Source organism: Asticcacaulis sp., assembly GCF_027484505.1.
Lineage (GTDB): Bacteria > Pseudomonadota > Alphaproteobacteria > Caulobacterales > Caulobacteraceae > Asticcacaulis.
In genome coordinates this window covers 15,844-38,537 of the sequence record NZ_JAIXSV010000133.1, presented here as the reverse complement: position 1 = coordinate 38,537, position 22,694 = coordinate 15,844, and the positions used below count along the sequence as shown (strand labels likewise).

33 protein-coding genes are annotated in these 22,694 nt (G+C 60.3%); all 33 read left to right on the top strand.

What is annotated here, in order from left to right:
* Positions 1-43: 43 nt before the first annotated feature.
* Positions 44-2,122, top strand: coding sequence for an elongation factor G (gene fusA / locus Q0072_RS08750; RefSeq protein WP_013478454.1), 2,079 nt, complete (start codon positions 44-46; stop codon positions 2,120-2,122).
* 159 nt (positions 2,123-2,281) lie between these two features.
* Complete coding sequence (gene tuf / locus Q0072_RS08745; protein ID WP_013478455.1) at positions 2,282-3,472, top strand: elongation factor Tu; 1,191 nt, start codon at positions 2,282-2,284, stop codon at positions 3,470-3,472.
* Positions 3,473-3,660: 188 nt separating this feature from the next.
* Positions 3,661-4,536 (top strand): GyrI-like domain-containing protein, encoded by an 876-nt coding sequence (locus Q0072_RS08740; RefSeq protein WP_298328609.1) that lies wholly within the window; start codon positions 3,661-3,663, stop codon positions 4,534-4,536.
* 56 nt (positions 4,537-4,592) lie between these two features.
* On the top strand, positions 4,593-5,783 hold the full coding sequence (locus Q0072_RS08735; RefSeq protein WP_298328607.1) for a GNAT family N-acetyltransferase: 1,191 nt from the start codon (positions 4,593-4,595) through the stop codon (positions 5,781-5,783).
* 307 nt (positions 5,784-6,090) lie between these two features.
* Entirely contained in the window at positions 6,091-6,399 is a 309-nt protein-coding gene (rpsJ, locus tag Q0072_RS08730) for a 30S ribosomal protein S10 (protein ID WP_006273890.1), read from the top strand.
* Positions 6,400-6,410: 11 nt separating this feature from the next.
* Complete coding sequence (rplC, locus tag Q0072_RS08725) at positions 6,411-7,142, top strand: 50S ribosomal protein L3 (protein ID WP_013478458.1); 732 nt, start codon at positions 6,411-6,413, stop codon at positions 7,140-7,142.
* Between the two features lie 2 nt (positions 7,143-7,144).
* Complete coding sequence (gene rplD, locus Q0072_RS08720) at positions 7,145-7,777, top strand: 50S ribosomal protein L4 (RefSeq protein ID WP_013478459.1); 633 nt, start codon at positions 7,145-7,147, stop codon at positions 7,775-7,777.
* Between the two features lie 3 nt (positions 7,778-7,780).
* Complete coding sequence (locus Q0072_RS08715) at positions 7,781-8,077, top strand: 50S ribosomal protein L23 (protein ID WP_107874122.1); 297 nt, start codon at positions 7,781-7,783, stop codon at positions 8,075-8,077.
* A 15-nt stretch (positions 8,078-8,092) separates the two neighbouring features.
* Entirely contained in the window at positions 8,093-8,929 is an 837-nt protein-coding gene (gene rplB / locus Q0072_RS08710) for a 50S ribosomal protein L2 (RefSeq protein ID WP_013478461.1), read from the top strand.
* A gap of 3 nt (positions 8,930-8,932) precedes the next feature.
* On the top strand, positions 8,933-9,211 hold the full coding sequence (gene rpsS, locus Q0072_RS08705; protein ID WP_013478462.1) for a 30S ribosomal protein S19: 279 nt from the start codon (positions 8,933-8,935) through the stop codon (positions 9,209-9,211).
* 3 nt (positions 9,212-9,214) lie between these two features.
* Complete coding sequence (gene rplV / locus Q0072_RS08700; RefSeq protein ID WP_013478463.1) at positions 9,215-9,598, top strand: 50S ribosomal protein L22; 384 nt, start codon at positions 9,215-9,217, stop codon at positions 9,596-9,598.
* A complete protein-coding gene (gene rpsC, locus Q0072_RS08695; protein WP_013478464.1) occupies positions 9,598-10,353 on the top strand; it encodes a 30S ribosomal protein S3 in 756 nt (251 codons plus the stop codon). The genes rplV and rpsC overlap by 1 nt, the downstream gene beginning before the upstream one ends.
* A gap of 5 nt (positions 10,354-10,358) precedes the next feature.
* Complete coding sequence (gene rplP / locus Q0072_RS08690) at positions 10,359-10,787, top strand: 50S ribosomal protein L16 (protein ID WP_013478465.1); 429 nt, start codon at positions 10,359-10,361, stop codon at positions 10,785-10,787.
* A gap of 5 nt (positions 10,788-10,792) precedes the next feature.
* Entirely contained in the window at positions 10,793-10,987 is a 195-nt protein-coding gene (rpmC, locus tag Q0072_RS08685) for a 50S ribosomal protein L29 (protein ID WP_013478466.1), read from the top strand.
* Between the two features lie 11 nt (positions 10,988-10,998).
* Positions 10,999-11,238: a 30S ribosomal protein S17 gene (gene rpsQ, locus Q0072_RS08680; protein ID WP_013478467.1), complete on the top strand. Its 240-nt coding sequence runs from the start codon at positions 10,999-11,001 to the stop codon at positions 11,236-11,238.
* Positions 11,239-11,538: 300 nt separating this feature from the next.
* Positions 11,539-11,907: a 50S ribosomal protein L14 gene (rplN, locus tag Q0072_RS08675; RefSeq protein ID WP_013478468.1), complete on the top strand. Its 369-nt coding sequence runs from the start codon at positions 11,539-11,541 to the stop codon at positions 11,905-11,907.
* Positions 11,907-12,221, top strand: a complete 315-nt coding sequence (gene rplX / locus Q0072_RS08670; RefSeq protein ID WP_013478469.1) for a 50S ribosomal protein L24 — start codon at positions 11,907-11,909, stop codon at positions 12,219-12,221. Before rplN ends, rplX begins: the two co-directional genes overlap by 1 nt.
* Positions 12,214-12,771, top strand: coding sequence for a 50S ribosomal protein L5 (gene rplE / locus Q0072_RS08665; protein ID WP_298328570.1), 558 nt, complete (start codon positions 12,214-12,216; stop codon positions 12,769-12,771). The genes rplX and rplE overlap by 8 nt, the downstream gene beginning before the upstream one ends.
* 18 nt (positions 12,772-12,789) lie before the next feature.
* Positions 12,790-13,095: a 30S ribosomal protein S14 gene (gene rpsN / locus Q0072_RS08660; protein WP_013478471.1), complete on the top strand. Its 306-nt coding sequence runs from the start codon at positions 12,790-12,792 to the stop codon at positions 13,093-13,095.
* 16 nt (positions 13,096-13,111) lie between these two features.
* Positions 13,112-13,510: a 30S ribosomal protein S8 gene (rpsH, locus tag Q0072_RS08655; RefSeq protein ID WP_013478472.1), complete on the top strand. Its 399-nt coding sequence runs from the start codon at positions 13,112-13,114 to the stop codon at positions 13,508-13,510.
* A gap of 37 nt (positions 13,511-13,547) precedes the next feature.
* Positions 13,548-14,081: a 50S ribosomal protein L6 gene (rplF, locus tag Q0072_RS08650; protein ID WP_298328564.1), complete on the top strand. Its 534-nt coding sequence runs from the start codon at positions 13,548-13,550 to the stop codon at positions 14,079-14,081.
* A gap of 3 nt (positions 14,082-14,084) precedes the next feature.
* A complete protein-coding gene (gene rplR, locus Q0072_RS08645; RefSeq protein ID WP_298328561.1) occupies positions 14,085-14,438 on the top strand; it encodes a 50S ribosomal protein L18 in 354 nt (117 codons plus the stop codon).
* Between the two features lie 12 nt (positions 14,439-14,450).
* Entirely contained in the window at positions 14,451-15,026 is a 576-nt protein-coding gene (gene rpsE, locus Q0072_RS08640) for a 30S ribosomal protein S5 (protein WP_013478475.1), read from the top strand.
* 5 nt (positions 15,027-15,031) lie between these two features.
* Positions 15,032-15,208: a 50S ribosomal protein L30 gene (rpmD, locus tag Q0072_RS08635; RefSeq protein WP_013478476.1), complete on the top strand. Its 177-nt coding sequence runs from the start codon at positions 15,032-15,034 to the stop codon at positions 15,206-15,208.
* 148 nt (positions 15,209-15,356) lie between these two features.
* Positions 15,357-15,836 carry a 50S ribosomal protein L15 gene (rplO, locus tag Q0072_RS08630; protein ID WP_298328555.1) on the top strand — a complete coding sequence of 160 codons (480 nt, stop codon included), beginning with the start codon at positions 15,357-15,359 and terminating at the stop codon, positions 15,834-15,836.
* Positions 15,837-16,009: 173 nt separating this feature from the next.
* Entirely contained in the window at positions 16,010-17,362 is a 1,353-nt protein-coding gene (gene secY, locus Q0072_RS08625; RefSeq protein WP_298328552.1) for a preprotein translocase subunit SecY, read from the top strand.
* A complete protein-coding gene (locus tag Q0072_RS08620) occupies positions 17,359-17,931 on the top strand; it encodes an adenylate kinase (RefSeq protein ID WP_298328550.1) in 573 nt (190 codons plus the stop codon). Before secY ends, Q0072_RS08620 begins: the two co-directional genes overlap by 4 nt.
* Positions 17,932-18,282: 351 nt before the next feature.
* Complete coding sequence (gene rpsM, locus Q0072_RS08615; protein ID WP_013478480.1) at positions 18,283-18,651, top strand: 30S ribosomal protein S13; 369 nt, start codon at positions 18,283-18,285, stop codon at positions 18,649-18,651.
* Between the two features lie 14 nt (positions 18,652-18,665).
* Positions 18,666-19,055, top strand: a complete 390-nt coding sequence (gene rpsK, locus Q0072_RS08610) for a 30S ribosomal protein S11 (protein ID WP_013478481.1) — start codon at positions 18,666-18,668, stop codon at positions 19,053-19,055.
* 72 nt (positions 19,056-19,127) lie between these two features.
* Entirely contained in the window at positions 19,128-20,144 is a 1,017-nt protein-coding gene (locus Q0072_RS08605) for a DNA-directed RNA polymerase subunit alpha (protein WP_013478482.1), read from the top strand.
* A 258-nt stretch (positions 20,145-20,402) separates the two neighbouring features.
* Entirely contained in the window at positions 20,403-20,822 is a 420-nt protein-coding gene (gene rplQ, locus Q0072_RS08600) for a 50S ribosomal protein L17 (protein WP_013478483.1), read from the top strand.
* A gap of 216 nt (positions 20,823-21,038) precedes the next feature.
* Positions 21,039-21,191, top strand: a complete 153-nt coding sequence (locus tag Q0072_RS08595) for a hypothetical protein (RefSeq protein ID WP_298328540.1) — start codon at positions 21,039-21,041, stop codon at positions 21,189-21,191.
* 129 nt (positions 21,192-21,320) lie between these two features.
* Entirely contained in the window at positions 21,321-22,553 is a 1,233-nt protein-coding gene (locus Q0072_RS08590) for an alkaline phosphatase family protein (protein ID WP_298328537.1), read from the top strand.
* Positions 22,554-22,694 lie beyond the last annotated feature (141 nt).

Below are 22,694 nucleotides of genomic sequence, written 5' to 3'. Positions count from 1 at the left end.
TACACACTTTTTTTAAATCCCCTTTTTGTCTGAGGCCCGTACAATGCCCCGCAGTCACAAAATCGAGGACTACCGTAACTTTGGTATCATGGCGCACATCGACGCCGGCAAGACCACGACCACGGAACGTATCCTCTACTATACCGGCAAGAGCCACAAGATCGGCGAAGTCCACGATGGCGCTGCCACCATGGACTGGATGGAGCAGGAGCAGGAGCGCGGCATCACCATCACGTCCGCCGCGACGACCGCCTTCTGGCAAGGCAAGCGCCTGAACATTATCGACACGCCGGGCCACGTGGACTTCACCATCGAAGTCGAGCGTTCGCTCCGCGTCCTCGACGGCGCTGTGGCCGTGCTTGACGGTAACGCCGGTGTTGAGCCGCAAACCGAAACCGTCTGGCGTCAGGCCGACAAGTACAACGTGCCGCGTATCGTCTTCGTCAACAAGATGGACAAGATCGGCGCCGACTTCGACAAGTCGGTCGAGTCGATCCGCGACCGTCTGGGCGCCAAGGCTGTGCCGATTCAGTTCCCGATCGGTTCGGAATCCTCGCTGAAGGGCCTTGTGGACGTTGTCCGCATGAAGGCCGTGGTGTGGGACAATGACGGTCTGGGCGCGTCGTACCACGACGAAGAGATCCCGGCGGATCTGGTCGAAAAGGCCAACGAAGCCCGTCAGTACCTCATCGACAACGCCGTCGAACTCGACGACGAGGCGATGGAAGCCTATCTCGAAGGCAATGAGCCCTCGGAAGAAACCCTGAAAAAGTGCATCCGTAAGGCGGTTCTGACTTCGGCCTTCTTCCCGATCCTCTGCGGTTCGGCGTTCAAGAACAAGGGCGTTCAGACGCTGCTCGACGCCGTTGTGGACTATCTGCCGTCGCCGGTCGATATCCCCGCGACCAAGGGCATCGACTACAAGACCGAAGAAGAAGTCACCCGTAAGGCCTCGGACGATGAACCCCTGTCGGTTCTGGCGTTCAAGATCATGGACGACCCCTTCGTTGGTTCGCTGACCTTCTGCCGCATCTATTCGGGCAAGCTGGAAACCGGCATGGGCCTGCTCAACTCGACGCGCGACAAGCGTGAGCGTGTTGGTCGTATGCTGCTCATGCACTCCAACAACCGCGAAGACATCAAGGAAGCCTATGCCGGTGACATCGTTGCTCTGGCAGGCCTCAAGGACACCCGCACGGGCGACACGCTCTGCGATCCGCTGAAGTCGCCGGTCATCCTGGAGCGCATGGAGTTCCCGGCCCCGGTTATCGAAATCGCCGTCGAGCCCAAGTCGAAGGCCGACCAGGAAAAGCTGGGCGTTGCCCTGTCGAAGCTGGCCGCCGAAGACCCGTCCTTCACCGTTTCGACCGACCACGAGTCGGGCCAGACGATCCTGAAGGGCATGGGCGAACTGCACCTCGACATCAAGATCGACATCCTGAAGCGCACCTATAAGGTCGAAGCCAATATCGGCGCGCCGCAGGTGGCCTATCGCGAATCGATCACCCGCAAGGCGGAAATCGACTACACGCACAAGAAGCAAACCGGTGGTACGGGTCAGTTCGCCCGCATCAAGCTGGTGTTCGAACCGGGCGAACCGGGTACGGGCTTCGTGTTCGAGTCGGCCATCGTCGGCGGCGCGGTGCCGAAGGAATATATTCCGGGCGTCACCAAGGGCCTCGAATCGGCCAAGGAAAACGGTCTGCTGGCCGGCTTCCCGCTGATCGACTTCAAGGCCACCCTGATCGACGGCGCCTACCACGACGTTGACTCGTCGGTCCTGGCCTTCGAAATCGCTTCTCGCGCCGCCTTCAAGGAACTGCGCGAAAAGGGCGGCCCGAAGCTGCTTGAGCCGATCATGAAGGTCGAAGTAGTGACTCCGGAAGAGTATCTGGGTTCGGTCATCGGCGACCTCAACGGTCGTCGCGGCATGATCCAGGGTCAGGACATGCGCGGTAACGCCATCGTCGTTGACGCCTTCGTTCCGCTGGCGAACATGTTCGGTTACGTGAATACCCTGCGTGGTATGTCGCAAGGCCGTGCGCAGTTCACCATGGTGTACGACCACTACGAGCCCGTGCCGCAGCACGTCGCCGACGAAGTGATCAAGAAGTACGCCTAAAAACCATTTGGCCCGTAGCAAAGACTATGCTACGGGCCTTCCCCACTGCGCCCCGAACCGGAAATCCGCAAGGATGACGACACGGATTTCCGGGGCGGAGTGCTCCCAAGTTTCCAACCCCTAACCGAGTGAAGGCCCGCATATTTGCGGGGATTTGAAATGGCCAAGGAAAAATTTAACCGCACGAAGCCGCACTGCAACATCGGCACCATTGGTCACGTTGACCACGGCAAGACCACCCTGACCGCCGCGATCACGATGACGCTGGCTAAGTCGGGCGGCGCGACTGCCAAGAAGTACGAAGACATCGACGCCGCTCCGGAAGAAAAGGCCCGCGGCATCACGATCAACACGGCCCACGTTGAGTATGAGACGGAAAACCGTCACTACGCTCACGTTGACTGCCCGGGTCACGCCGACTACGTGAAGAACATGATCACCGGTGCCGCTCAGATGGACGGCGCTATCCTGGTTGTGTCGGCCGCTGACGGCCCGATGCCGCAAACCCGTGAACACATCCTGCTCGCCCGTCAGGTTGGCGTGCCGGCTCTGGTCGTGTTCATGAACAAGGTTGACCTGGTTGACGACGAAGAGCTGCTTGAGCTCGTCGAAATGGAAGTTCGTGAACTTCTGTCGTCCTACCAGTTCCCGGGCGACGATATCCCCATCACCAAGGGCTCGGCCAAGGCCGCGACCGATGGCGTGAACCCGGAAATCGGCGAAACCCAGATCCTCGCTCTGATGAAGACCGTGGACGAGTACATCCCGCAGCCGGCTCGCCCGGTTGACCAGCCCTTCCTGATGCCGGTCGAAGACGTGTTCTCGATCTCGGGCCGTGGTACGGTTGTGACCGGCCGCGTTGAGCGCGGTATCGTGAAGGTCGGTGAAGAAGTCGAAATCGTCGGCATCCGTCCGGTTCAGAAGACGACCTGCACGGGCGTCGAAATGTTCCGCAAGCTGCTCGACCAGGGTGAAGCCGGTGACAACGTCGGCGTTCTGCTGCGCGGCACGAAGCGTGAAGACGTTGAGCGCGGTCAGGTTCTCTGCAAGCCGGGCTCGATCACCCCGCACACGAAGTTCGTGGCCGAAGCCTACATCCTGACCAAGGAAGAAGGCGGCCGTCACACCCCGTTCTTCACCAACTACCGTCCGCAGTTCTACTTCCGCACGACCGATGTGACCGGCATCGTGACGCTGAAGGAAGGCGTTGAGATGATCATGCCGGGCGACAACGCCGAGCTGAACGTCGAACTGATCACCCCGATCGCCATGGAAGAGAAGCTCCGCTTCGCTATCCGTGAAGGTGGCCGCACCGTCGGCGCCGGCGTTGTGGCGAAGATCCTTGCTTAATTGCAAAGGTCTCGGACCCTGTTCTTAACCGGGCAGGGACAACACCGATCAGACTAAAGAAAACCCCCTGAGGCAACTCAGGGGGTTTTTAATTGTGTGCTGGCAAGCGTCCATTTCCGCAAGATCGGGAACGACGCCCCGCACAGACCGTGGCACAGTGAGGCCTGATGTATTCAGGGGAGCCTTATATGACCGCTCAATCTCAACTGACGCCGTCCGTTGACTATGCTCAGCGCATCGACCGCGTGTTAAAACACCTTGAAGTCAGTGATTTCACAGAGGCCCCTGACCTCGACGCAATGGCCGCCATTGCGGCCTTGTCGCCCTTTCATTTTCATCGGGTGTATCGCCTGATGACGGGTGAGACGCCGGCGGAAACGATCCGGCGTATCCGTCTGGCGCGGGCGACGAGCGCTCTTCAACACTCTATCGGGGAGGCGACACAGGCGGCGGGTTATGCGACGTCGCAAGCCTTTGCCCGCGCCCTGAAAGCCGAAACCGGCCATACGGCCAGCGAGATACGTCAGTCCGAGTCCCTGCGCGAAGGCCTGAGCCATCAGTTGCGACGCCCGGCGATTACACAGTCTCCGCTGGCGGTTGAAATCGTCGAAGCCGAACCCCTGACGCTTACCGCTTTGCGCAACACCGGAGCCTATCCGGAACTGAACGCCGTCTATCAGCATTTGTTCGATCTGGTGTTCTCGCAATTGTCTATGGAACACCTTGCGGGCCTTTATGGCTATCAGCATGACGATCCGCGGCACACACCTCCGGAACACTGCCGTGCCGAAGTCGCGGTCGATGTCGGCGGTAAGGGGGCGTTGATTGAAGACCTGTATCACATCGTTGTGCCCGGCGGCCTCTATGCCCGCCTGCGTCACTTGGGCGATTATGATGCGGTCCAGCCGACGATGGATGCGCTCTACCTCGCGGCTATAGATGCCGGTTACGCACTGGCTGACCAGCCGCTGCACCTGCATTTCCTTGATGATCCGGAAGAGGTAGCGACAGCGGAATTACGTTGCGATCTGTACCTGCCGTTGTTTGTTAACCCTTCGGCTTAGGCCAATATCAACCTTATCACTGTACACCCGGTTGCATACACGCACTGGGGAGCCGAATGGCCAGACTGACACGCATCGAAAGCGTCGCGCCCGAAGCGCTTACGCCCGAAGATATTGCAGCCTGGGAAGGGTTTACCTCGCGGCGTCCTGATCTGATCGGACCCTATTTCGACGTGCGCTACGTCATCGACATCGGGCAAAGCGTGCCGGATGCCCATATCGCCCGTCTTTATGATGAGCAGGGGCAGATCGCGGGCTATCTGCCCTATCAGGTGCGCGGTCGCACGCTTCAGCCGCTGGGCGCGCCGCTGACTGACTATCACGGTGTCATTGCCGATACCGGGTTTGTCATGGACTACCCGCTGCTGCTGCGAAGCCTCAAGGCGCACCGGCTCGAATTCATGGGTTGGGTAGGGGAGATGACGGCCGATAATGTCCACGCCCGCACCATTGAGGCCATCACTCAGATTGCCGACCTGAGCGACGGTTATGACGCCTATCTGGCGCGTCAGAAGGCGCAGCATCACAAGTTTTATAAAAATGTCGGCCGCTGCCAGCGCAATGTCGAAAAGGACTTCGGCGGCTTCGCCTTCAGCTTTGAACGCGTCACGCCCGACCTGCTGCAATGGGTTATCGACCAGAAGCGCCAGCAATATAGTCGCTCCGGCATGCACGACGTGTTCGGTTGCGGCTGGACGCTCAACCTGCTGAGCCAGCTCGCCAAACGTCAGGACGAGGGGTTCGGTCTGAGGGTAGGGGTATTCCGCGATGTCAGCGGAGCTGAACCGGTACTGGTGGCGGCGGAAATCTGCCTGATGCGCGACACCTGCGTGCATTTCTGGTTCCCGGCCTACGCCGAAAGCTATTATCGCTACAGTCCCGGCATTCTGCTGTCGCTGCGCATCATGCAGCACGTGGCGGAGATGGGGGTGACCCAGATTGATTTCGGCGCGGGCGGCGAATGCTACAAACACACCCTGACCTCCCCGGCGCGGGTGTGCCTTGAGGGCACGATCGAGTCGCGCACCAGCCTGATGACCGTGCTGGTCGATGCGGTGGTGGCCCTGTCGCCTGCCGCGCGTGAAAAGCTGGGGGGCATCCGCCTCAGCCTGCAACGCCGTCTGCGCACCATCCGCGCCTGTGAAACCGAGCCCAAGGGCAAACGCGACGCTTTTCAGGCGCTGTTTCGTCGTGGTATAAGCCGCCTGCGCACCCCGGCGCCCGCCGTAAACGACATAGCGGCTTAAACTCGCAAAGAATTATAGTTGCAGGGGTTGACGCGGGGCGACTCCTTCGGCATATACGCCACCTCTGTTGGATCGGCCGTGAGGTTCACGCTTCATACGCGGTCCGCATATTACGAAATTAAGTCGGCGGCCTCGTCTTTATATATAAGGTGACGCTTCCAGACTTTCCGAATGGCCACGCAGCTCACGCTGCGCGGCTTTGTTTTTGCGGATAACGCGTCGGTCTCTGTTCCGGGATCGAAGCTGGTCTTTGAAATGGTTCAACGGACGCGGGATACGCAACCCCTTAACTTGGAATAAGAGCGATATGGATCGTCAGAATATCCGCATCAGGCTCAAGGCCTTCGATCACCGCGTGCTGGACCATTCCACACGTGAAATCGTGAACACGGCCAAGCGCACCGGTGCTACCGTCCGGGGGCCGATCCCCCTGCCGACGCTGATTGAGCGCTTCACCGTGAACCGTTCGCCGCACGTCGATAAGAAGTCCCGTGAACAGTTCGAAATCCGCACGCACAAGCGCGTGCTGGACATCGTCGATCCCACCCCGCAGACCGTTGACGCGCTGATGAAGCTCGACCTGTCCGCCGGTGTGGACGTCGAGATCAAGATTTAAGGGGCCCGGTCATGAGAACAGGTCTCCTCGCCAAAAAGCTCGGCATGACGCGTTATTTCGACGCGCAAGGCCAGCACGTCCCCGTCACCGTCCTTTCGCTCGAAGGCTGCCAGGTTGTGGCCCAGCGCACGAAGGACAAGGACGGCTACACCGCCCTGCAACTGGGTGCCGGCACCCGCAAGGCCAAGAACGTTTCCAAGCCTGAGCGTGAACGCTTCGCCAAGGCTCAGGTTGAGCCCAAGGCCATCCTGTCTGAGTTCCGCGTCTCCGAAGACGCCCTCGTCGAAGTCGGCGCTGAATTTTCGGCCGATCACTTCGTCGAAGGTCAGCGCGTTGACATTCAGGGCACGACCATCGGTAAGGGTTTTGCCGGTGCCATGAAGCGCTGGAACTTCGGCGGTATGCGCGCCACCCACGGTGTGTCGGTCTCGCACCGCGCCCACGGTTCGACGGGTAACCGTCAGGATCCGGGCCGCACCTTCCCCGGCAAGAAGATGGCTGGTCACTATGGTGTGGAAACCGTCACGACGCTCAACCTCGAAGTCGTTCGCATCGACGCCGAGCGCGGCCTGATCTTCATCCGTGGCGCTGTGCCCGGTGCGGAAGGCTCGTTCGTCAAGATCCGCGACGCCGTGAAGAAGTCGGCCCCGCAGGCTCTGCCGTTCCCGGCCGGCCTCAAGAAGGCGGCTGCCGCTCCGGCTCAAGCTGAGGAAGCGCCCGCTCAAGAAGAGGGTGCTGAATAATCATGAAACTCGACGTTATCACTCTCGACAACGGCACGGCCGGTTCGGTTGACGTCTCTGACGCCGTTTTCGGCCTCGAAGAGATCCGCAACGACATCCTGGCCCGCGTCGTCAACTGGCAACTGGCCAAGCGCCGCGCCGGTACGCACAAGGTTCAGACCCGCAACGAGAATTCTCGCACGGGTAAGAAGATGTACAAGCAGAAGGGCTCCGGCGGCGCTCGTCACGGTTCGCGCCGTGCGCCGCAATTCGTCGGCGGCTCGCGCGCCTTCGGTCCGGTCGTTCGCTCGCACGCCTTCGACCTGCAAAAGAAGGTCCGCGCTCTGGGTCTGCGTCACGCCCTGTCCTCGAAGGCCAAGGCCGGTGCGCTGATCGTCCTCGATCAGGCCACGCTCGACTCGGCCAAGACCGCCGCGCTTCGTGCCAAGTTCGAAACGCTGGGCCTGAAGAACGCTCTCATCATCGCGGGCCCGGAAGTTGACACCAACTTCGCGCTTGCTTCGCGCAACATCCCGAACATCGACGTCCTGCCGTCGGCTGGTCTGAACGTTTATGACGTTCTGCGCCGCCACACGCTGGTTCTGACGAAGTCGGCGGTGGAAGCGATCGAAGCCCGCTTCAAAGTGGAGGCCTAAGTTATGGCTGCTACTATCCGCAATTACGACGTCATCCTGGCGCCGCACATCACCGAAAAGGCGACCGTTCTGTCTGAACAGAACAAGGTGGTCTTCAAGGTGTCGCTCGACTCCTCGAAGGATGAGATCGCCTCGGCCGTTGAAGCCCTCTTCAACGTCAAGGTCGTCAAGGTGAACACGGTTGTCACGAAGGGCAAGACCAAGCGCTTCAAGGGCATCATGGGCCGTCGCAACGATGTCAAGAAGGCGATTGTCACCCTCGAAGAGGGCCAATCCATCGACATCACCACCGGTCTGTAAGGAGAGGATTGAACAATGGCTTTGAAGCAATTCAACCCCACCTCGCCCGGTCGTCGCGAACTGGTTCTCGTTGACCGTTCCGAGCTGCACAAGGGCCGTCCTGAGAAGGCTCTGGTCGAAGGTCTCACCAAGTCCGGCGGCCGTGGTGCCGGCGGTCGCGTGGCCGTCCGCTTCCGTGGCGGCGGCGCCAAGAAGCTCTATCGCATCATCGACTTCAAGCGTCGCAAGTTCGACGTGGCCGGTACGGTGGAGCGTCTGGAGTATGACCCGAACCGCACCGCCTTCATCGCGCTGATCAACTATGCCGACGGCGAAAAGGCCTATATCCTGGCCCCGCAACGCCTCAAGGCCGGTGACACCATCATCGCCTCGGAAAAGGTGGACGTGAAGCCGGGTAACGCCGCGCCGCTGCGTTCGCTGCCGGTCGGTACGATCATCCACAATGTCGAGCTGAAGCCCATGAAGGGTGGTCAGCTGGCCCGTTCGGCTGGGGCCTATGCCCAGCTCGTTGGCCGTGACGCCGGTTACGCCCAGATCCGTCTGGGTTCGGGTGAACTGCGCATGGTGCTCGACACCTGCATGGCCACCGTCGGTGCCGTGTCCAACCCGGACCACATGAACGAAAGCCTGGGTAAGGCTGGTCGCGCCCGTCACAAGGGCTGGCGTCCGCACGTTCGTGGTGTGGCCATGAACCCGATCGACCACCCGCACGGTGGTGGTGAAGGCCGCACCTCGGGCGGTCGTAACCCGGTCACCCCGTGGGGCAAGCCCACCAAGGGCCGCAAGACCCGTACCAACAAAGCGACGGATAAGTTCATCATCCGCTCGCGTCACCTCAAGAAGGCTCGCTAATCCATGGCTCGCTCCGTATGGAAAGGTCCCTTTGTCGATGGCCACCTTCTTAAGAAGGCGGAAGCGGCTCAGGCCGGCGGTCGCAAGGACGTCATCAAGACGTGGTCGCGCCGCTCTGTCATCATGCCCCAGTTTGTGGGGCTCACCTTTGGTGTTTATAACGGTCAGAAGCACGTGCCGGTGCTGGTGTCGGAAGACATGGTCGGCATGAAGCTCGGTGAATTTTCGCCTACGCGGAACTTCCCGGGTCACGCCGCTGACAAGAAGGCGAAGAGGAAGTAAGCCATGTCGCAAACGTCCAATCCTCGCCGCGTAAAGCCGACCGAAGCCCGCGCCAAGCTGGTCTCCATCCGCATCAGCCCTTACAAGCTGAACCTGGTGGCCCAGTCGATCCGCGGCCTGAAGGTCCAGCGCGCGCTCAACGAGCTTGAGTTCTCGCATAAGCGCATCGCCGGCGACGTTCGCAAGGCCCTGTATTCGGCGATCTCCAACGCCGAAAACAACCACAACCTCGACATCGACAACCTGTTTGTCGCCGAGGCCTATGTGGGCAAGAACATCGTCATGAAGCGCTTTGCGTCCCGCGCCCGCGGTCGCTCGTCGCGTATCCTGAAGCCCTTCTCGGAACTGACCATCGTCGTCCGTGAACTTGGTCAAGAGGCTGCCTAATGGGTCAGAAAGTCAATCCGATCGGTCTGCGCCTTGGCGTCAACCGTACCTGGGACTCGCGCTGGTTCGCCGCCCGTCAGGAATATGCGAAGCTGCTGCACCAGGACCTGAAGATCCGTAAGGAACTGAAGGAAAAGCTGAACGCCGCCGGCGTGTCGCGCATCATCATCGAGCGTCCGCACAAGAAGTGCCGCATCACCATCTATGCCGCCCGTCCGGGCGTGGTGATCGGCAAGAAGGGTGCCGACATCGACAAGCTGCGTAAGGACATCTCGGCCCTCACCGAAGGCGAAGTGTTCCTGAACCTGGTCGAAGTCCGCAAGCCGGAAGTCGATTCGCAACTGGTCGCCGAATCCATCGCTCAGCAGCTGGAGCGCCGCGTGGCCTTCCGCCGCGCCATGAAGCGTTCGATCCAGTCGGCCATGCGTCTGGGCGCCAAGGGCATCCGTATGAACCTGTCGGGTCGTCTCGGCGGGGCGGAAATCGCCCGTATGGAATGGTACCGTGAAGGTCGCGTTCCGCTGCACACCCTGCGTGCGGACATCGACTTCGGCTTTGCCGAAGCCCTGACCACCTACGGCATCATCGGCGTCAAGGTGTGGATCTTCAAGGGCGAAGTCCTTGAGCACGATCCGATGGCCCAGGACAAGCGCTGGTCGCAGGAAGCCTCGGGCCCGTCGTCGAACGAGCGTCCGGAGCGCGGTGAGCGTAACAACCGTGGCCCGCGCCGCGATCGCAACAATAAGGAGGCCTGATCGCTATGCTGCTTCCTAAGCGCACAAAATACCGTAAGGCCTTCAAGGGCCGCATCCACGGTAATGCCAAGGGCGGCTACACGCTGAACTTTGGTTCCTATGGTCTGAAGACGGTCGAGCCTGAGCGCCTGACCGCCCGTCAGATCGAAGCCGCCCGTCGGGCCATCACGCGTCAAATGAAGCGTCAGGGCCGCGTCTGGATTCGTATCTTCCCGGACCTGCCCGTGACGGGCAAGCCCGCCGAAGTCCGGATGGGTTCCGGTAAGGGTTCCGTGGATTACTGGGCGGCCCGCGTGGCCCCCGGCCGTATCCTGTTTGAAATCGACGGCGTCGCGGACGACATCGCCCGTGAAGCTCTGCGCCTCGGCGCGGCCAAGCTGCCGGTTCGTACCCGCGTCGTGACCCGTCTCGACGCCGGCATTGCGGCGGAGTAAGGACCATGACCAAGATTGCCGACCTGCGGGGCAAGACCCCCGATCAGCTTCAGGAAGAACTGCTGAACCTCAAGAAGGAACAGTTCAACCTTCGTTTCCAGAAGGCCACTGGCCAGCTGGAGAAGACCCACCGTGTGAACGAAGTCCGCAAGGACATCGCGCGCATCAAGTCGCTTCTGACCACTCAGAAGTCTGCCTAAAGGAATAGACCATGCCCAAGCGCATTCTTGAAGGTCTGGTTGTTTCTGACAAGGGCAACAAGACCATCGTCGTGAAGGTCGAGCGTACCGTTCTGCACCCGGTTCTGAAGAAGCCGGTTCGCGTTTCGAAGCGCTACCACGCTCACGATGAGAACAACACCTACAAGGCTGGCGAAGTCGCTCGTATCATCGAGTGCGCGCCGAAGTCCAAGCTGAAGACCTGGGAAGTGCTTCCCAAGGATGCAGCCTAAGACATCAGAGACCCGGAGGGCTGTTTAGAGCCGTCCGGGTTTCGGTCTTTTGACATTTGTGATCCGGTTCCGCCTGCCTTCGGGATTTTGCGGAATACCCTTCGCAGACGTTGAACCGGAGACATGCTCACGGAACCTCCACCCCAAACGGGCGGAACGGCTTCGTTGAGCATTTTTCTGTTTGCTTATTCGGAGGAAATAGGGTTTAAGGCCCGCTTCCTCGGAATCCTCAGTCGTCTTCGCGGAAGTCTGCACCCGAAAGGGTGGGGGCCTTTCGCGAGATTTTGGAAAGTTTGAATTATGATTCAGATGCAAACTAATCTGGACGTTGCCGATAATTCGGGCGCGCGCCGGGTCATGTGCATCAAGGTGTTGGGCGGCTCCAAGCGCCGTTACGCCTCGGTGGGTGACCTGATCGTCGTCTCGGTTAAGGAAGCGATCCCCCGTGGCCGCGTGAAGAAGGGTGACGTTCTGCGCGCCATCGTCGTGCGCACCTCGAAAGACATCCAGCGCAAGGACGGTTCGGTTATCCGTTTCGACACCAACGCCGCTGTGATCGTGAACAAGTCGGGCGAGCCCATCGGCACCCGTATCTTCGGGCCGGTTCCGCGCGAGCTGCGCGCCAAGAACCACATGAAGATCATCTCGCTGGCGCCGGAGGTCCTCTAATGGCTGCGAAGGTTAAGAAGGGCGACAAGGTCGTCGTCCTGACAGGCAAGGACAAGGGCCGCACCGGCACCGTCCTGAAGGTTCTCCCGACCGAGAACCGCGTCGTCGTTCAGGGTATCAACGTTGTTCAGCGCCACACGCGCGCTTCGCAAACGAACCCGCAAGGCGGCATCATCAACAAAGAAGCCTCGCTTCACCTTTCGAACGTCGCCGTGGCTGATGCCAATGGCAAGCCGACCCGCGTCGGTTTCCGCGTCGAAGGCGACAAGAAGGTGCGCTTCGCCAAGAGCACCGGTGAGGTCATCAATGGCTGATCAAGCTTATACCCCGCGCCTCAAGGCCGTTTATCTGGAAAAGATCCGCGCGGCGCTGAAGGAAGAGTTCGGCTACACCAACGAAATGCAGGTCCCCAAGCTCGACAAGATCGTCGTGAACATGGGTATCGGCGAAGCCGTTGCCGACTCCAAGAAGGTCAAGGCCGCGATTGCGGACCTGGCCGCTATCACCGGTCAGAAGCCGGCTGAAACCAAGGCCCGTAAGTCTATCGCCGGCTTCAAGCTGCGCGAAGGCATGGTGATCGGCGCCAAGGTAACGCTGCGCAAGCACCGTATGTATGAATTCCTGGACCGCCTGATCACGATCGCGCTGCCGCGCGTGAAGGACTTCCGCGGCCTGAACGGTAACTCCTTCGACGGTCGTGGCAACTACGCCATGGGCCTGAAGGAACACATCGTGTTCCCGGAAATCAACTACGATCAGATCGACCAGATGTGGGGCATGGACATTGTTGTCTGCACCACGGCGAAGAGCGACAAGGAAGCCAAGGCTCTCCTGAAGCACTTCCAGTTCCCGTTCGTTTCGTAAGGGGAAAGGTACAGAACAATGGCTAAGAAATCGGCTGTAAACCGTAACGAGATGGTCAAGAAGCTCGTTGACAAATACGCTGCCAAGCGCGCTGCGCTCAAGGCTGCGGCTGTTGACGAATCCCTTCCGCTGGAAGAGCGCTTCGAAGCTCGCCTCGCCCTCGCCAAGCTGCCCCGCAACTCGGCGCCCACCCGCATCCGCAACCGCTGCGAAGTCACCGGACGTCCGCGCGCCTTCTATCGCAAGCTCAAGATGAGCCGCGTCAGCCTGCGCAAGCTGGCCAATGAAGGCCAGATCCCCGGCATGACCAAGGCCAGCTGGTAAGGGAAGATCACACAACATGTTCATCTCTGATCCCCTGAGCGATATGATCGCCCGCATCAAGAACGCCGCCCAGCGCAGCCGTTCCAAGGTGCTCACCCCCGCGTCCAAGCTGCGCGCCCGCGTGCTCGACGTCCTTAAGGACGAAGGCTATATCCGCGGTTACGAGCTGCTCGAAGTGCCGGGTGAATTCCCGCAGTTTGAAATCGAACTGAAGTACTTCGATGGTCAGCCGGTCATCGCGGAAATCGCCCGCGTGTCCAAGCCCGGCCGTCGCGTCTATTCGTCGATCAAAGATCTGAAGCCGATCAAAAACGGCCTTGGCATCGCGATCCTGTCCACGCCCAAGGGCGTCCTGTCTGACACCGCTGCCCGCGAACTGAACGTCGGTGGCGAAGTCCTCTGCCGCGTCTACTAAGACCGGCGGGACTTACTTAAGACCATAGGAACACATAATGTCTCGTATTGGGAAAAAGGCCATTGCTGTACCGAAGGGCGTGACCATCACGCTCGTCGGTCAGGCCATCACGGTTAAGGGGCCCAAGGGCCAGCTCAACTGGACCGTGGTTGAAGAAATCGAAGTCACGCACGAAGCCGACAACCTGTCGGTCGCCCCGCGTGGCGAAACCGCTCGCCACCGTGCGATGTGGGGTCTGTCGCGCACGCTCATCGCCAACATGGTGAAGGGCGTGACCGAGGGCTTCGAGTCGAACCTGGAACTGGTCGGCGTTGGTTACCGCGCCGCCATGAAGGGCAACAACCTCGAACTGTCGCTCGGCTTCTCGCACCCGGTCGAAGTGGCTCCGCCTGCCGGCGTCACCTTCGTCGTGCCGAAGCAGACTGAAATCAAGATCCAGGGCATCGACAAGCAGGTCGTCGGCGAACTCGCCGCCAAGATCCGCAAGATTCGTCCGCCTGAGCCGTACAAGGCCAAGGGTGTCCGTTACGCCGGCGAGAAGGTTCGCCGCAAGGAAGGGAAGAAGAAGTAAGCCATGGCTCTCTCTCCTCGTGAACAAATGGCTCGTCGGGCGCAACGCAACCGCACCCGCCTCAAGAGCCTCTCCAACGGCCGCCCGCGTCTGTCGGTCTTCCGTTCGGATAAGAACATCTACGCTCAGGTCATCGACGATGCGAAGGGCGTCACCGTTGCAGCCGCTTCGTCGCTCGAAACGGCTGCCAAGCGTGGATCGAACGCCGCCTCCGCCACCGAAGTGGGTAAGCTGGTCGCCCAGCGCGCCATTGAGGCCGGTATCAAGGACGTTGTCTTTGACCGCGGCGGTTACATCTATCACGGCCGGGTGAAGGCGTTGGCAGATGCCGCGCGCGAAGCCGGTCTCAACTTCTAAGGGGTACGTTCAATGGCTCGTCCCAGCGAAAACCGCAACGATCGTCGCGAACGCACCGAAGAACCTTCGGAGTTTGTCGAAAAGCTCGTTCACATCAACCGCGTCGCCGCCACCGTGAAGGGTGGCCGTCGCTTCAGCTTCGCTGCTCTGATGGTCGTTGGTGACCAAAAGGGCCGCGTCGGCTTCGGTCATGGCAAGGCGCGCGAAGTGCCGGAAGCCATCCGCAAGGCGACCGAAGAAGCCAAGAAGTCGATGGTTCGCATCCCGCTGCGCGAATCCCGCACCCTGCACCACGACGGTTACGGCCGTTGGGGCGCCGGCAAGATCCAGCTCCGCGCGGCCCCTCCGGGCACCGGCGTGATCGCGGGTGGTCCGATGCGTGCCGTGCTCGAAACCCTGGGCGTCTCTGACGTCGTGGGCAAGTCGCTCGGTTCGTCGAACCCCTACAACATGGTGCGCGCCACCTTCGAAGCTCTGAAGGTGCAGTCTTCGCCCCGTCAGATCGCCGCCAAGCGCGGTAAGAAGGTTGGCGACATCCTGACGCGTCGCAACGATGGCGCTTCGTCGCCTGAATCGATCGAGGGCTAATCATCATGGCTCAAGTCACTGTCAAGCAAACCGGCAGCCCCATCCGCCGCACCAAGGACCAGCGCGCCACGCTCGCCGGTCTCGGTCTCAACAAGATGGGCCGTGTCTCGACTCTGGAGGATACTCCTTCGGTGCGCGGTATGATCGCCAAGGTCGCTCACCTCATCGAGATCGTTGAGTAAGCGGCTCTGCCGAGATTAAAACAAAGACGCCCCGGCCTCCGTGTCGGGGCGTTTTGCTATTTATGAGAGCCGTATTTCTTAACGGTTTCCGTTTTTCCAGCCGAGTTGGCCTTAGCGCCAGCGCATCTTATCAAGAAAGGCATCCCAGATGACCAAGCTGAATGAAATCCGTGACAATGAAGGCGCCACCAAGGGCCGTATGCGCGTTGGCCGTGGCCCCGGTTCGGGCAAGGGCAAGACGTCCGGTCGCGGTGTAAAGGGCCAGAAGTCGCGTACCGGCGTGTCGCTGCTGGGCTTCGAAGGCGGTCAGATGCCGCTGTACATGCGTATGCCGAAGCGTGGCTTCAACAAGCGCAACCGCGCCGAATACGCCGAAGTCAACCTGTGGCGTCTGCAACAGGCTGTGGACGCGGGCAAGCTCGACGCTTCCGCGACCATCGACGCCGCCGCTCTGAAGGCCGCTGGTGTTATCCGTCGTGAACTCGACGGCGTGCGCCTGCTGGGCGAGGGCGAGCTGACGGCCAAGCTGAGCCTGTCGGTCTATTCGGCCACCGCTTCGGCGGTCAAGGCGGTCGAAGCTGCGGGCGGTTCGGTCGCTCAGGCGCGTCCGGCCAAGACCGAAGCCTAAGTCAAAATGTCACGCACCCTGATCTTTCGGGATCAGGGTGCGGCATTTTCGGTTTCGCTTCCCCATATGCGACCAAAGCCGGAGGTCACTCGCTTTGACAACGGCTTGCGGGGCCCGTAAGGGTGGTACAGACAGGACGGAATCATGCGTTTCGTCCGCGACTTGAGGTTTTCATGGCATCTGCGGCTGAACAATTAGCGGCCAATCTGAACTTCAGCGCCTTTGCCAAGGCGACGGAGCTTCATAAGCGTCTTCTCTTCACTCTCGGCGCGCTGATCGTCTATCGTCTGGGGACCTATATCCCCATTCCGGGCATCGATCTGGCGGCGTTCGAGCGGGCCTTTTCGGGCCAGTCCCAGGGCATTCTGGGCATGTTCAACATGTTCTCCGGCGGTGCCGTTGAGCGCATGGCGATTTTCGCCCTGAACATCATGCCGTATATTTCGGCGTCGATCATCGTTCAGCTGATGGGTTCGGTCTATGCACCGTGGGAAAAGCTGCGCAAGGAAGGCGGCGAAGCCGGCCGCAAGCAGCTCAACCAGTATACCCGCTATCTGACGCTCATTCTGGCGCTGGTTCAATCCTTCTCCATCGCCGCCGGGATGCAGGCGTCGGGTCTGGCGCTCGATCCGGGGCCGATGTTCCTCATTTCTTCGGTCGTCACCCTGACGGGCGGGACCCTGTTCCTGATGTGGCTGGGTGAGCAGATCACGGCGCGCGGCGTCGGTAATGGTACCTCGCTGATTATCTTTGCGGGTATCGTCGCGGTTCTGCCGCGCACCATCGGCAACCTGCTGGCGCTGGCCAAGGAAGGCCAGATCAATGCTGGCGTCCTGCTGCTGATCGTGCTGGTTCTGGTCGCGGCCATCGTCTTTATCGTCTTCATGGAACGCTCGCAGCGTCGTCTGCTGGTGCAGTATCCGAAGCGTCAGGTCGGTAACCGCGTCATGGGTGGCGAATCGTCCTTCATGCCGCTGAAGGTCAACACCGCGGGCGTTATCCCGCCGATCTTTGCCTCGTCCCTGCTGCTGATGCCGACCACGGCCGCTGCCTTCCTGGCGCGGGACCCGTCCAAGGTGCCGGAATGGCTGTCGTGGCTGCCCGGCGTGACGGCGCAACTGACGCACGGTCAACCGATCTTTATGGCGCTCTATGCCGCCATGATCATCTTCTTCTGCTTCCTCTACACCTCGCTGGTCTTCAATCCGGACGAAACGGCGGAAAACCTGCGCAAGTATGGCGGCTTCCTGCCGGGCATCCGTCCGGGCAAGCGCACGGCCGAATACCTCGACTTCGTGCTGACCCGCATCACGGTGATCGGCGCGGCCTATATCACCATCGTCTGTCTGCTGCCGGAATTCCTGATCTCGAACCTGGGCAACAGCTTCTATTTCGGCGGTACGTCTATCCTGATCGTCGTGACCGTGACCATGGATACGGTGGCTCAGATTCAATCGCATCTGCTGGCGCACCAGTATGATGGCCTGATCAAGAAATCAAAAATGCGGGGAGCGCGCGGCAGATGAACCTGATTCTTTTCGGACCTCCGGCGGCGGGCAAAGGCACGCAGGCCAAGCGTCTGGTCGTGGCGCACAATATGGTGCAGCTTTCGACCGGTGACATGCTGCGCGCCGCCATCGCGTCGGGTTCCGAGCTGGGCCAGAAGGTCAAGTCGATCATTGACACAGGCGGGCTGGTGTCCGACGACATCGTGATCGACCTGATCAAGACCAATCTGCCGGCGGCCGAAGCGGCGGGCGGAGCCATTTTCGATGGCTTCCCGCGCACCGTGGCGCAGGCCGAGGCGCTGGACGCCATGCTGACTGAACGCGATGCCACCATCGACATCGTCGTCCGCCTCAAGGTCGATGACAATGCGCTGGTCGAACGTATCGAAAAGCGCTTTGCCGAGCAGGGCCGTTCGGACGACAATCCGGAAAGCTATAAGGTGCGTCTTGCGGCCTATAACGCCCAGACCGCGCCGCTGCTGCCCTACTATGCGACGCAGGGCAAGCTGGTCGAGGTCGATGGCATGGGTTCGGTCGAAGAGGTTTCGGCCCGTATCGAAGCCGCGCTGTCCGAACACGTCAGCTAATCACAGATTCGGAAACCTCGGTTTCCAATGCCTTCACCCCCCCAAACAGGGGCGGGGGCACCCCTCCGGCTCCGGCTGGAACCCAACCCTACCGTCTTTTTGGGGCTTGAAACGGCTTTCACCTCCCGTTAACGGCTTCGGACAACGGAACTCACCGGGACATTGTCAGATTCAGTTTGAATCTTGACAATATCTCAATCCTACCCATTGACGGGAGCCAAACCCTCTGTATAAGGGGCAGCTTCCGCGAAAGGCGCTTGTGCCCGCTCACCCGCCATCCCTGAGGGATGGGGTAGCAGGCGCGTCCCTTTCGCTTTTTAACGTGTCAACGCACGTTCAGGAGATTTAGACGTGGCCCGTATCGCAGGCGTCAACATACCGACCAATAAGCGCGTTGTGATCGCGCTCCAGTATATCCACGGCATTGGTCAGCAAAAGGCCAAGGAAATCGTGGAAAAGGTGGGCATCGAAGACGCCCGCCGTGTCAACTCGCTCTCGGACGCCGAAGTGTTGCAGATCCGCGAAACCATCGACCGTGACTATCTGGTCGAAGGCGATCTGCGTCGCGAAACGTCGATGAACATCAAGCGCCTGATGGACCTGGCCTGCTACCGCGGCCTGCGTCACCGTAAGGGCCTGCCGGTCCGCGGTCAGCGCACCCACACCAACGCCCGCACCCGCAAGGGTCCGGCGAAGCCCATCGCCGGCAAGAAGAAGTAATCGGGATCTGATTTATGGCCAAAGAACCTTCCCGCGTTAAAAAGCGCGAGCGTAAAAACATCACTTCGGGCGTGGCGCACGTCAATGCCTCGTTCAACAACACCATGATCACCATCACGGACGCGCAGGGTAATGCGATTTCGTGGTCGTCGGCTGGTCACATGGGCTTCAAGGGTTCGCGTAAATCGACCCCTTACGCGGCTCAGGTTGCCGCTGAAGACGCCGGCAAGAAGGCGATCGAGCACGGTGTGAAGACGCTGGAAGTCAGCGTCGCCGGTCCGGGTTCGGGCCGTGAATCGGCTCTGCGCGCGCTGCAAGCCGTCGGCTTCACGATCACCACCATCCGTGACGTGACCCCGATCCCGCACAACGGCTGCCGTCCGCCGAAGCGTCGTCGCGTTTAATACCGATTTCTACCCCTTTTCCGTTGCCCTCGGCGTGAAGCTGAGGGCAACCTTTCTCGTCTGAGGGACGCAATGATCGAAAGAAACTGGCAGCAGCTTATTCGTCCCGAGAAGCCCCAAATCGAGTCCGGTCAGGATTCCCAGCGCAAGATGCGTCTTGTCGCGGAACCCCTGGAACGCGGCTTTGGCGTGACGCTCGGTAATGCTCTGCGCCGCGTGCTCCTGTCCTCCCTGCAAGGGGCGGCGGTGACGGCGGTACAAATCGACGGCGTTGTTCACGAATTTTCCTCTATCGAGGGTGTTCGTGAGGACGTGGTCGATATCATCCTCAATATCAAACAACTGGCGCTGCGTATGCACGCCGAAGGCCCCAAGCGCATGGTTCTGCGCGCGTCGTCGGCTGGCCCGGTGACCGCCGGCATGATCGACGTCCCGTCGGACATCGAAGTGCTGAACCCCGACCACGTCATCTGTACGCTGGACGAAGGCGCTTCGGTGCGTATGGAGTTCACGGTTCAGACCGGTAAGGGCTATGTCCCTGCCGACCGTCTGCGCCCGGAAGACGCGCCGATCGGCCTGATCGCCGTTGACGCCCTCTATTCGCCGGTCAAGAAGGTGGCTTATCGCGTCGAACCGACCCGTCAGGGTCAGTCGCTCGATTACGACAAGCTGGTGCTCGACGTTGAAACCAATGCGGCGGTGACGCCGGTGGACGCCGTGGCCTATGCCGCGCGCATCCTTCAGGATCAGCTTCAGATCTTCATCACCTTTGAAGAGCCGAAGCCGGCCATCGTCGAAGAAGGCAAGCCTGAGCTGCCGTTCAATCCGGCCCTCCTCAAGAAGGTCGATGAACTGGAACTCAGCGTCCGTTCGGCGAACTGCCTGAAGAACGACAACATCGTCTATATCGGCGACCTGATCCAGAAGACGGAATCGGAAATGCTCCGTACCCCGAACTTCGGCCGCAAGTCGCTGAACGAAATCAAGGAAGTCCTGCAATCGATGGGTCTGTCGCTCGGCATGGATGTGCCGAACTGGCCGCCGGAGAATGTCGAGGACCTCGCTAAGAAGTTCGAAGATCAAATCTAAGACTTCTGAGATCATAAAAAAGAGGCCCGATCCGCAAGGTTCGGGCCTCTTGCCTTTTTATGAGAGGGCAATTCTGTGAATTGCCGGATCACTTACCGGGAAAGACCAAAACCTTGTCCCGGTAATTTCCAAAGGACAGATCGTCCGGCGGACGTTCGGAGCGGGCAGGGGTCATGCAGACCCTCTGGCCTTGAGCTTCGGGCCTGTTTTTGGGGTCACGCACAGCCAGAGTGCGGCGTGGTCTTATGGAGAATTATCATGCGTCACGGTTCCGGTTACCGTAAACTCGGTCGTACCACCTCGCACCGCATCGCCATGTTTGCCAACATGTCGGCCTCGCTGATCAAGCACGAGCAGATCGTCACCACCCTGCCGAAGGCCAAGGAACTGCGTCCCTTCGTTGAAAAGCTGGTCACGCTGGCCAAGTCGGGCACCCTGCACGACCGTCGTATCGCCATCTCGCGCGTCCGTGACGTGACGCAGGTCGGCAAGCTGTTCGACGTGCTGGCCAAGCGCTATGCCGACCGCAACGGCGGCTATATCCGCATCATGAAGGCTGGTTTCCGTCACGGCGATAACGCCGCCATGGCCGTCATCGAATTCGTTGATCGTGACGAGTCGGCCAAGGGTCAGGATTCGGGCCCGGTCTTCACGGCCGACGACGCTGGCGAAGAATAAATCAAGGGTACAGCCCTTTGAATTCAGGCCTCCGGAGCGATCCGGAGGCCTTTTTCGTACTTTGCAAACCTCTGTTAACGCGCCTGTGAACGATTGAGGCGCAACTGTGACTGTCTTAGCGGGGCTTTATTCCCTATCGTTCAGATGCAGATTTCGTCTGAGCGTGTTTCAGAGACGGAATTGGCAGATTTTCCCATAGCCCAACAGGAGGTTTACATGCTGAGTGATACCCGGACCACTGATGTCGGCGGCGTGCTCGCCCTGTCCGAAGCGATGACGGAATATGCCTACCCCGATCAGACCGAACCGGCCCATGCGCCGGAAGTCTTCGATCAGCCCGTGCTGGATGCCCGGCGCGCCTGCGATTGAGGCCTATGAAATCCTGAACACAGGCCCCCGGTTTTGCCGGGGGCCTTTTTGTTGTCCATAGGCCTCTTGTCATCGACCCGTCATACCCGTTAGTTACGACAGAAAGGAATTTGGTAGAAGGCGTTAACGATGCGAACTCTGTGGCGGTTGTGGCTTTGCGGTTTGACCGCGCTTATTCTATCGGCCTGCGCCAGCCTGCCGCCGGAGACATCGGCCCCGCGTAACACCCTGATCCTGATTTCGATTGATGGCTGGCGTGCCGACTATCACACGCGCGGCCTGACACCCAATCTGAGCTATCTGGCCGAAAACGGGGCCACCGGCCCGATGCGCCCCAGCTTTCCGTCCCTGACCTTCCCCAATCACTATACGCTGGTCACCGGCAAGCGTCCGGACCACCACGGCATTGTCGGCAATACCATGCGCGATCCGCAGCGGCCGGGTGTGACCTTCAAGCTGTCGGACCGCGAGCAGGTGACCGACGGCTTCTGGTGGAACGATGCCGAGCCCTTCTGGGTGACCGCGAATCGTCAGGGCGTAAAGGTGGCGACCATGTTCTGGCCCGGCTCAGAGGCCGAAATCCACGGCGCGAGACCCTATAAATACGCGACTTTCGAAGACCATGTGCCGCCCACCACGGTGGTGGATCGCGGTCTGGCCTGGTTCGACGTAGCTGAGGCTGAGCGTCCGCAGGCCCTGACCCTCTATTTCAGCGACGTCGATCATGCGGGGCACGATTTTGGCCCCGACAGCCCGGAGGTGGCCGCCTCGCTGAAAGATGTGGACGAGGGGATTGGCCACCTGATCGCCGGTCTCAAGGCGCGCGGCCTATGGGGCAAGGTAAACATCGTCATCGTCGGCGACCACGGCATGACCAGGCACAAGCCGGAAACCTTCATCAAGGTGGCTGACCTGCTGCCGCCCAACAGCGCGACGGTCTATGGTGGTCAGGCGGCGGGCTTTATCCCTAATCCGGGCAAGGAGGCCGTGGTCGAAGCGGCTTTGCTGAAACCGCACGCCCATATGCAGTGCTGGCGCAAACAGGACATCCCGGCGCGTTTTCACTATGGCACGCACCGCCGCGTGCCGCCGATCGTCTGCCTCGCCAATCCGGGCAGCTATATCGTCGCCCCCTCCCGCGACGGCTGGATGCCCAAGCCCGAAGGCGGCAGCCACGGCTATGATCCCTATAATCCGGAGATGTTTACGCGCCTGATCGTCTTCGGTCCCGATATCCGGCCGGGCGTTACCTTGAAGACCTTTGACAATGTCGATGTCTATCCACTGATCATGCGCCTGATGCACTTGAAGGCGCAGCCATCGGATGGGCATTTGCGCGATGTGGCCCCCGCCCTCAGATAGGTGCGGAGGGCGCGCAATGGATTTCACAGAATAAATGTATAAAAAACAGTCTGTTGTTCAAATAAATTGCAACGGTCAAATCAAAGCCCGCACTAGCCAAGCCCGACGAATTGACCTATGTAGGTCCGCTGTTTATTTCGT

Bases quoted from the DNA above. Each gene is read 5' to 3' on its own strand.
- fusA (WP_013478454.1), top strand. From the start codon at position 44: ATGCCCCGCAGTCACAAAATCGAGGACTACCGTAACTTTGGTATCATG.
- tuf (WP_013478455.1), top strand. From the start codon at position 2,282: ATGGCCAAGGAAAAATTTAACCGCACGAAGCCGCACTGCAACATCGGC.
- Q0072_RS08740 (WP_298328609.1), top strand. From the start codon at position 3,661: ATGACCGCTCAATCTCAACTGACGCCGTCCGTTGACTATGCTCAGCGC.
- Q0072_RS08735 (WP_298328607.1), top strand. From the start codon at position 4,593: ATGGCCAGACTGACACGCATCGAAAGCGTCGCGCCCGAAGCGCTTACG.
- rpsJ (WP_006273890.1), top strand. From the start codon at position 6,091: ATGGATCGTCAGAATATCCGCATCAGGCTCAAGGCCTTCGATCACCGC.
- rplC (WP_013478458.1), top strand. From the start codon at position 6,411: ATGAGAACAGGTCTCCTCGCCAAAAAGCTCGGCATGACGCGTTATTTC.
- rplD (WP_013478459.1), top strand. From the start codon at position 7,145: ATGAAACTCGACGTTATCACTCTCGACAACGGCACGGCCGGTTCGGTT.
- Q0072_RS08715 (WP_107874122.1), top strand. From the start codon at position 7,781: ATGGCTGCTACTATCCGCAATTACGACGTCATCCTGGCGCCGCACATC.
- rplB (WP_013478461.1), top strand. From the start codon at position 8,093: ATGGCTTTGAAGCAATTCAACCCCACCTCGCCCGGTCGTCGCGAACTG.
- rpsS (WP_013478462.1), top strand. From the start codon at position 8,933: ATGGCTCGCTCCGTATGGAAAGGTCCCTTTGTCGATGGCCACCTTCTT.
- rplV (WP_013478463.1), top strand. From the start codon at position 9,215: ATGTCGCAAACGTCCAATCCTCGCCGCGTAAAGCCGACCGAAGCCCGC.
- rpsC (WP_013478464.1), top strand. From the start codon at position 9,598: ATGGGTCAGAAAGTCAATCCGATCGGTCTGCGCCTTGGCGTCAACCGT.
- rplP (WP_013478465.1), top strand. From the start codon at position 10,359: ATGCTGCTTCCTAAGCGCACAAAATACCGTAAGGCCTTCAAGGGCCGC.
- rpmC (WP_013478466.1), top strand. From the start codon at position 10,793: ATGACCAAGATTGCCGACCTGCGGGGCAAGACCCCCGATCAGCTTCAG.
- rpsQ (WP_013478467.1), top strand. From the start codon at position 10,999: ATGCCCAAGCGCATTCTTGAAGGTCTGGTTGTTTCTGACAAGGGCAAC.
- rplN (WP_013478468.1), top strand. From the start codon at position 11,539: ATGATTCAGATGCAAACTAATCTGGACGTTGCCGATAATTCGGGCGCG.
- rplX (WP_013478469.1), top strand. From the start codon at position 11,907: ATGGCTGCGAAGGTTAAGAAGGGCGACAAGGTCGTCGTCCTGACAGGC.
- rplE (WP_298328570.1), top strand. From the start codon at position 12,214: ATGGCTGATCAAGCTTATACCCCGCGCCTCAAGGCCGTTTATCTGGAA.
- rpsN (WP_013478471.1), top strand. From the start codon at position 12,790: ATGGCTAAGAAATCGGCTGTAAACCGTAACGAGATGGTCAAGAAGCTC.
- rpsH (WP_013478472.1), top strand. From the start codon at position 13,112: ATGTTCATCTCTGATCCCCTGAGCGATATGATCGCCCGCATCAAGAAC.
- rplF (WP_298328564.1), top strand. From the start codon at position 13,548: ATGTCTCGTATTGGGAAAAAGGCCATTGCTGTACCGAAGGGCGTGACC.
- rplR (WP_298328561.1), top strand. From the start codon at position 14,085: ATGGCTCTCTCTCCTCGTGAACAAATGGCTCGTCGGGCGCAACGCAAC.
- rpsE (WP_013478475.1), top strand. From the start codon at position 14,451: ATGGCTCGTCCCAGCGAAAACCGCAACGATCGTCGCGAACGCACCGAA.
- rpmD (WP_013478476.1), top strand. From the start codon at position 15,032: ATGGCTCAAGTCACTGTCAAGCAAACCGGCAGCCCCATCCGCCGCACC.
- rplO (WP_298328555.1), top strand. From the start codon at position 15,357: ATGACCAAGCTGAATGAAATCCGTGACAATGAAGGCGCCACCAAGGGC.
- secY (WP_298328552.1), top strand. From the start codon at position 16,010: ATGGCATCTGCGGCTGAACAATTAGCGGCCAATCTGAACTTCAGCGCC.
- Q0072_RS08620 (WP_298328550.1), top strand. From the start codon at position 17,359: ATGAACCTGATTCTTTTCGGACCTCCGGCGGCGGGCAAAGGCACGCAG.
- rpsK (WP_013478481.1), top strand. From the start codon at position 18,666: ATGGCCAAAGAACCTTCCCGCGTTAAAAAGCGCGAGCGTAAAAACATC.
- Q0072_RS08605 (WP_013478482.1), top strand. From the start codon at position 19,128: ATGATCGAAAGAAACTGGCAGCAGCTTATTCGTCCCGAGAAGCCCCAA.
- rplQ (WP_013478483.1), top strand. From the start codon at position 20,403: ATGCGTCACGGTTCCGGTTACCGTAAACTCGGTCGTACCACCTCGCAC.
- Q0072_RS08595 (WP_298328540.1), top strand. From the start codon at position 21,039: ATGCTGAGTGATACCCGGACCACTGATGTCGGCGGCGTGCTCGCCCTG.
- Q0072_RS08590 (WP_298328537.1), top strand. From the start codon at position 21,321: ATGCGAACTCTGTGGCGGTTGTGGCTTTGCGGTTTGACCGCGCTTATT.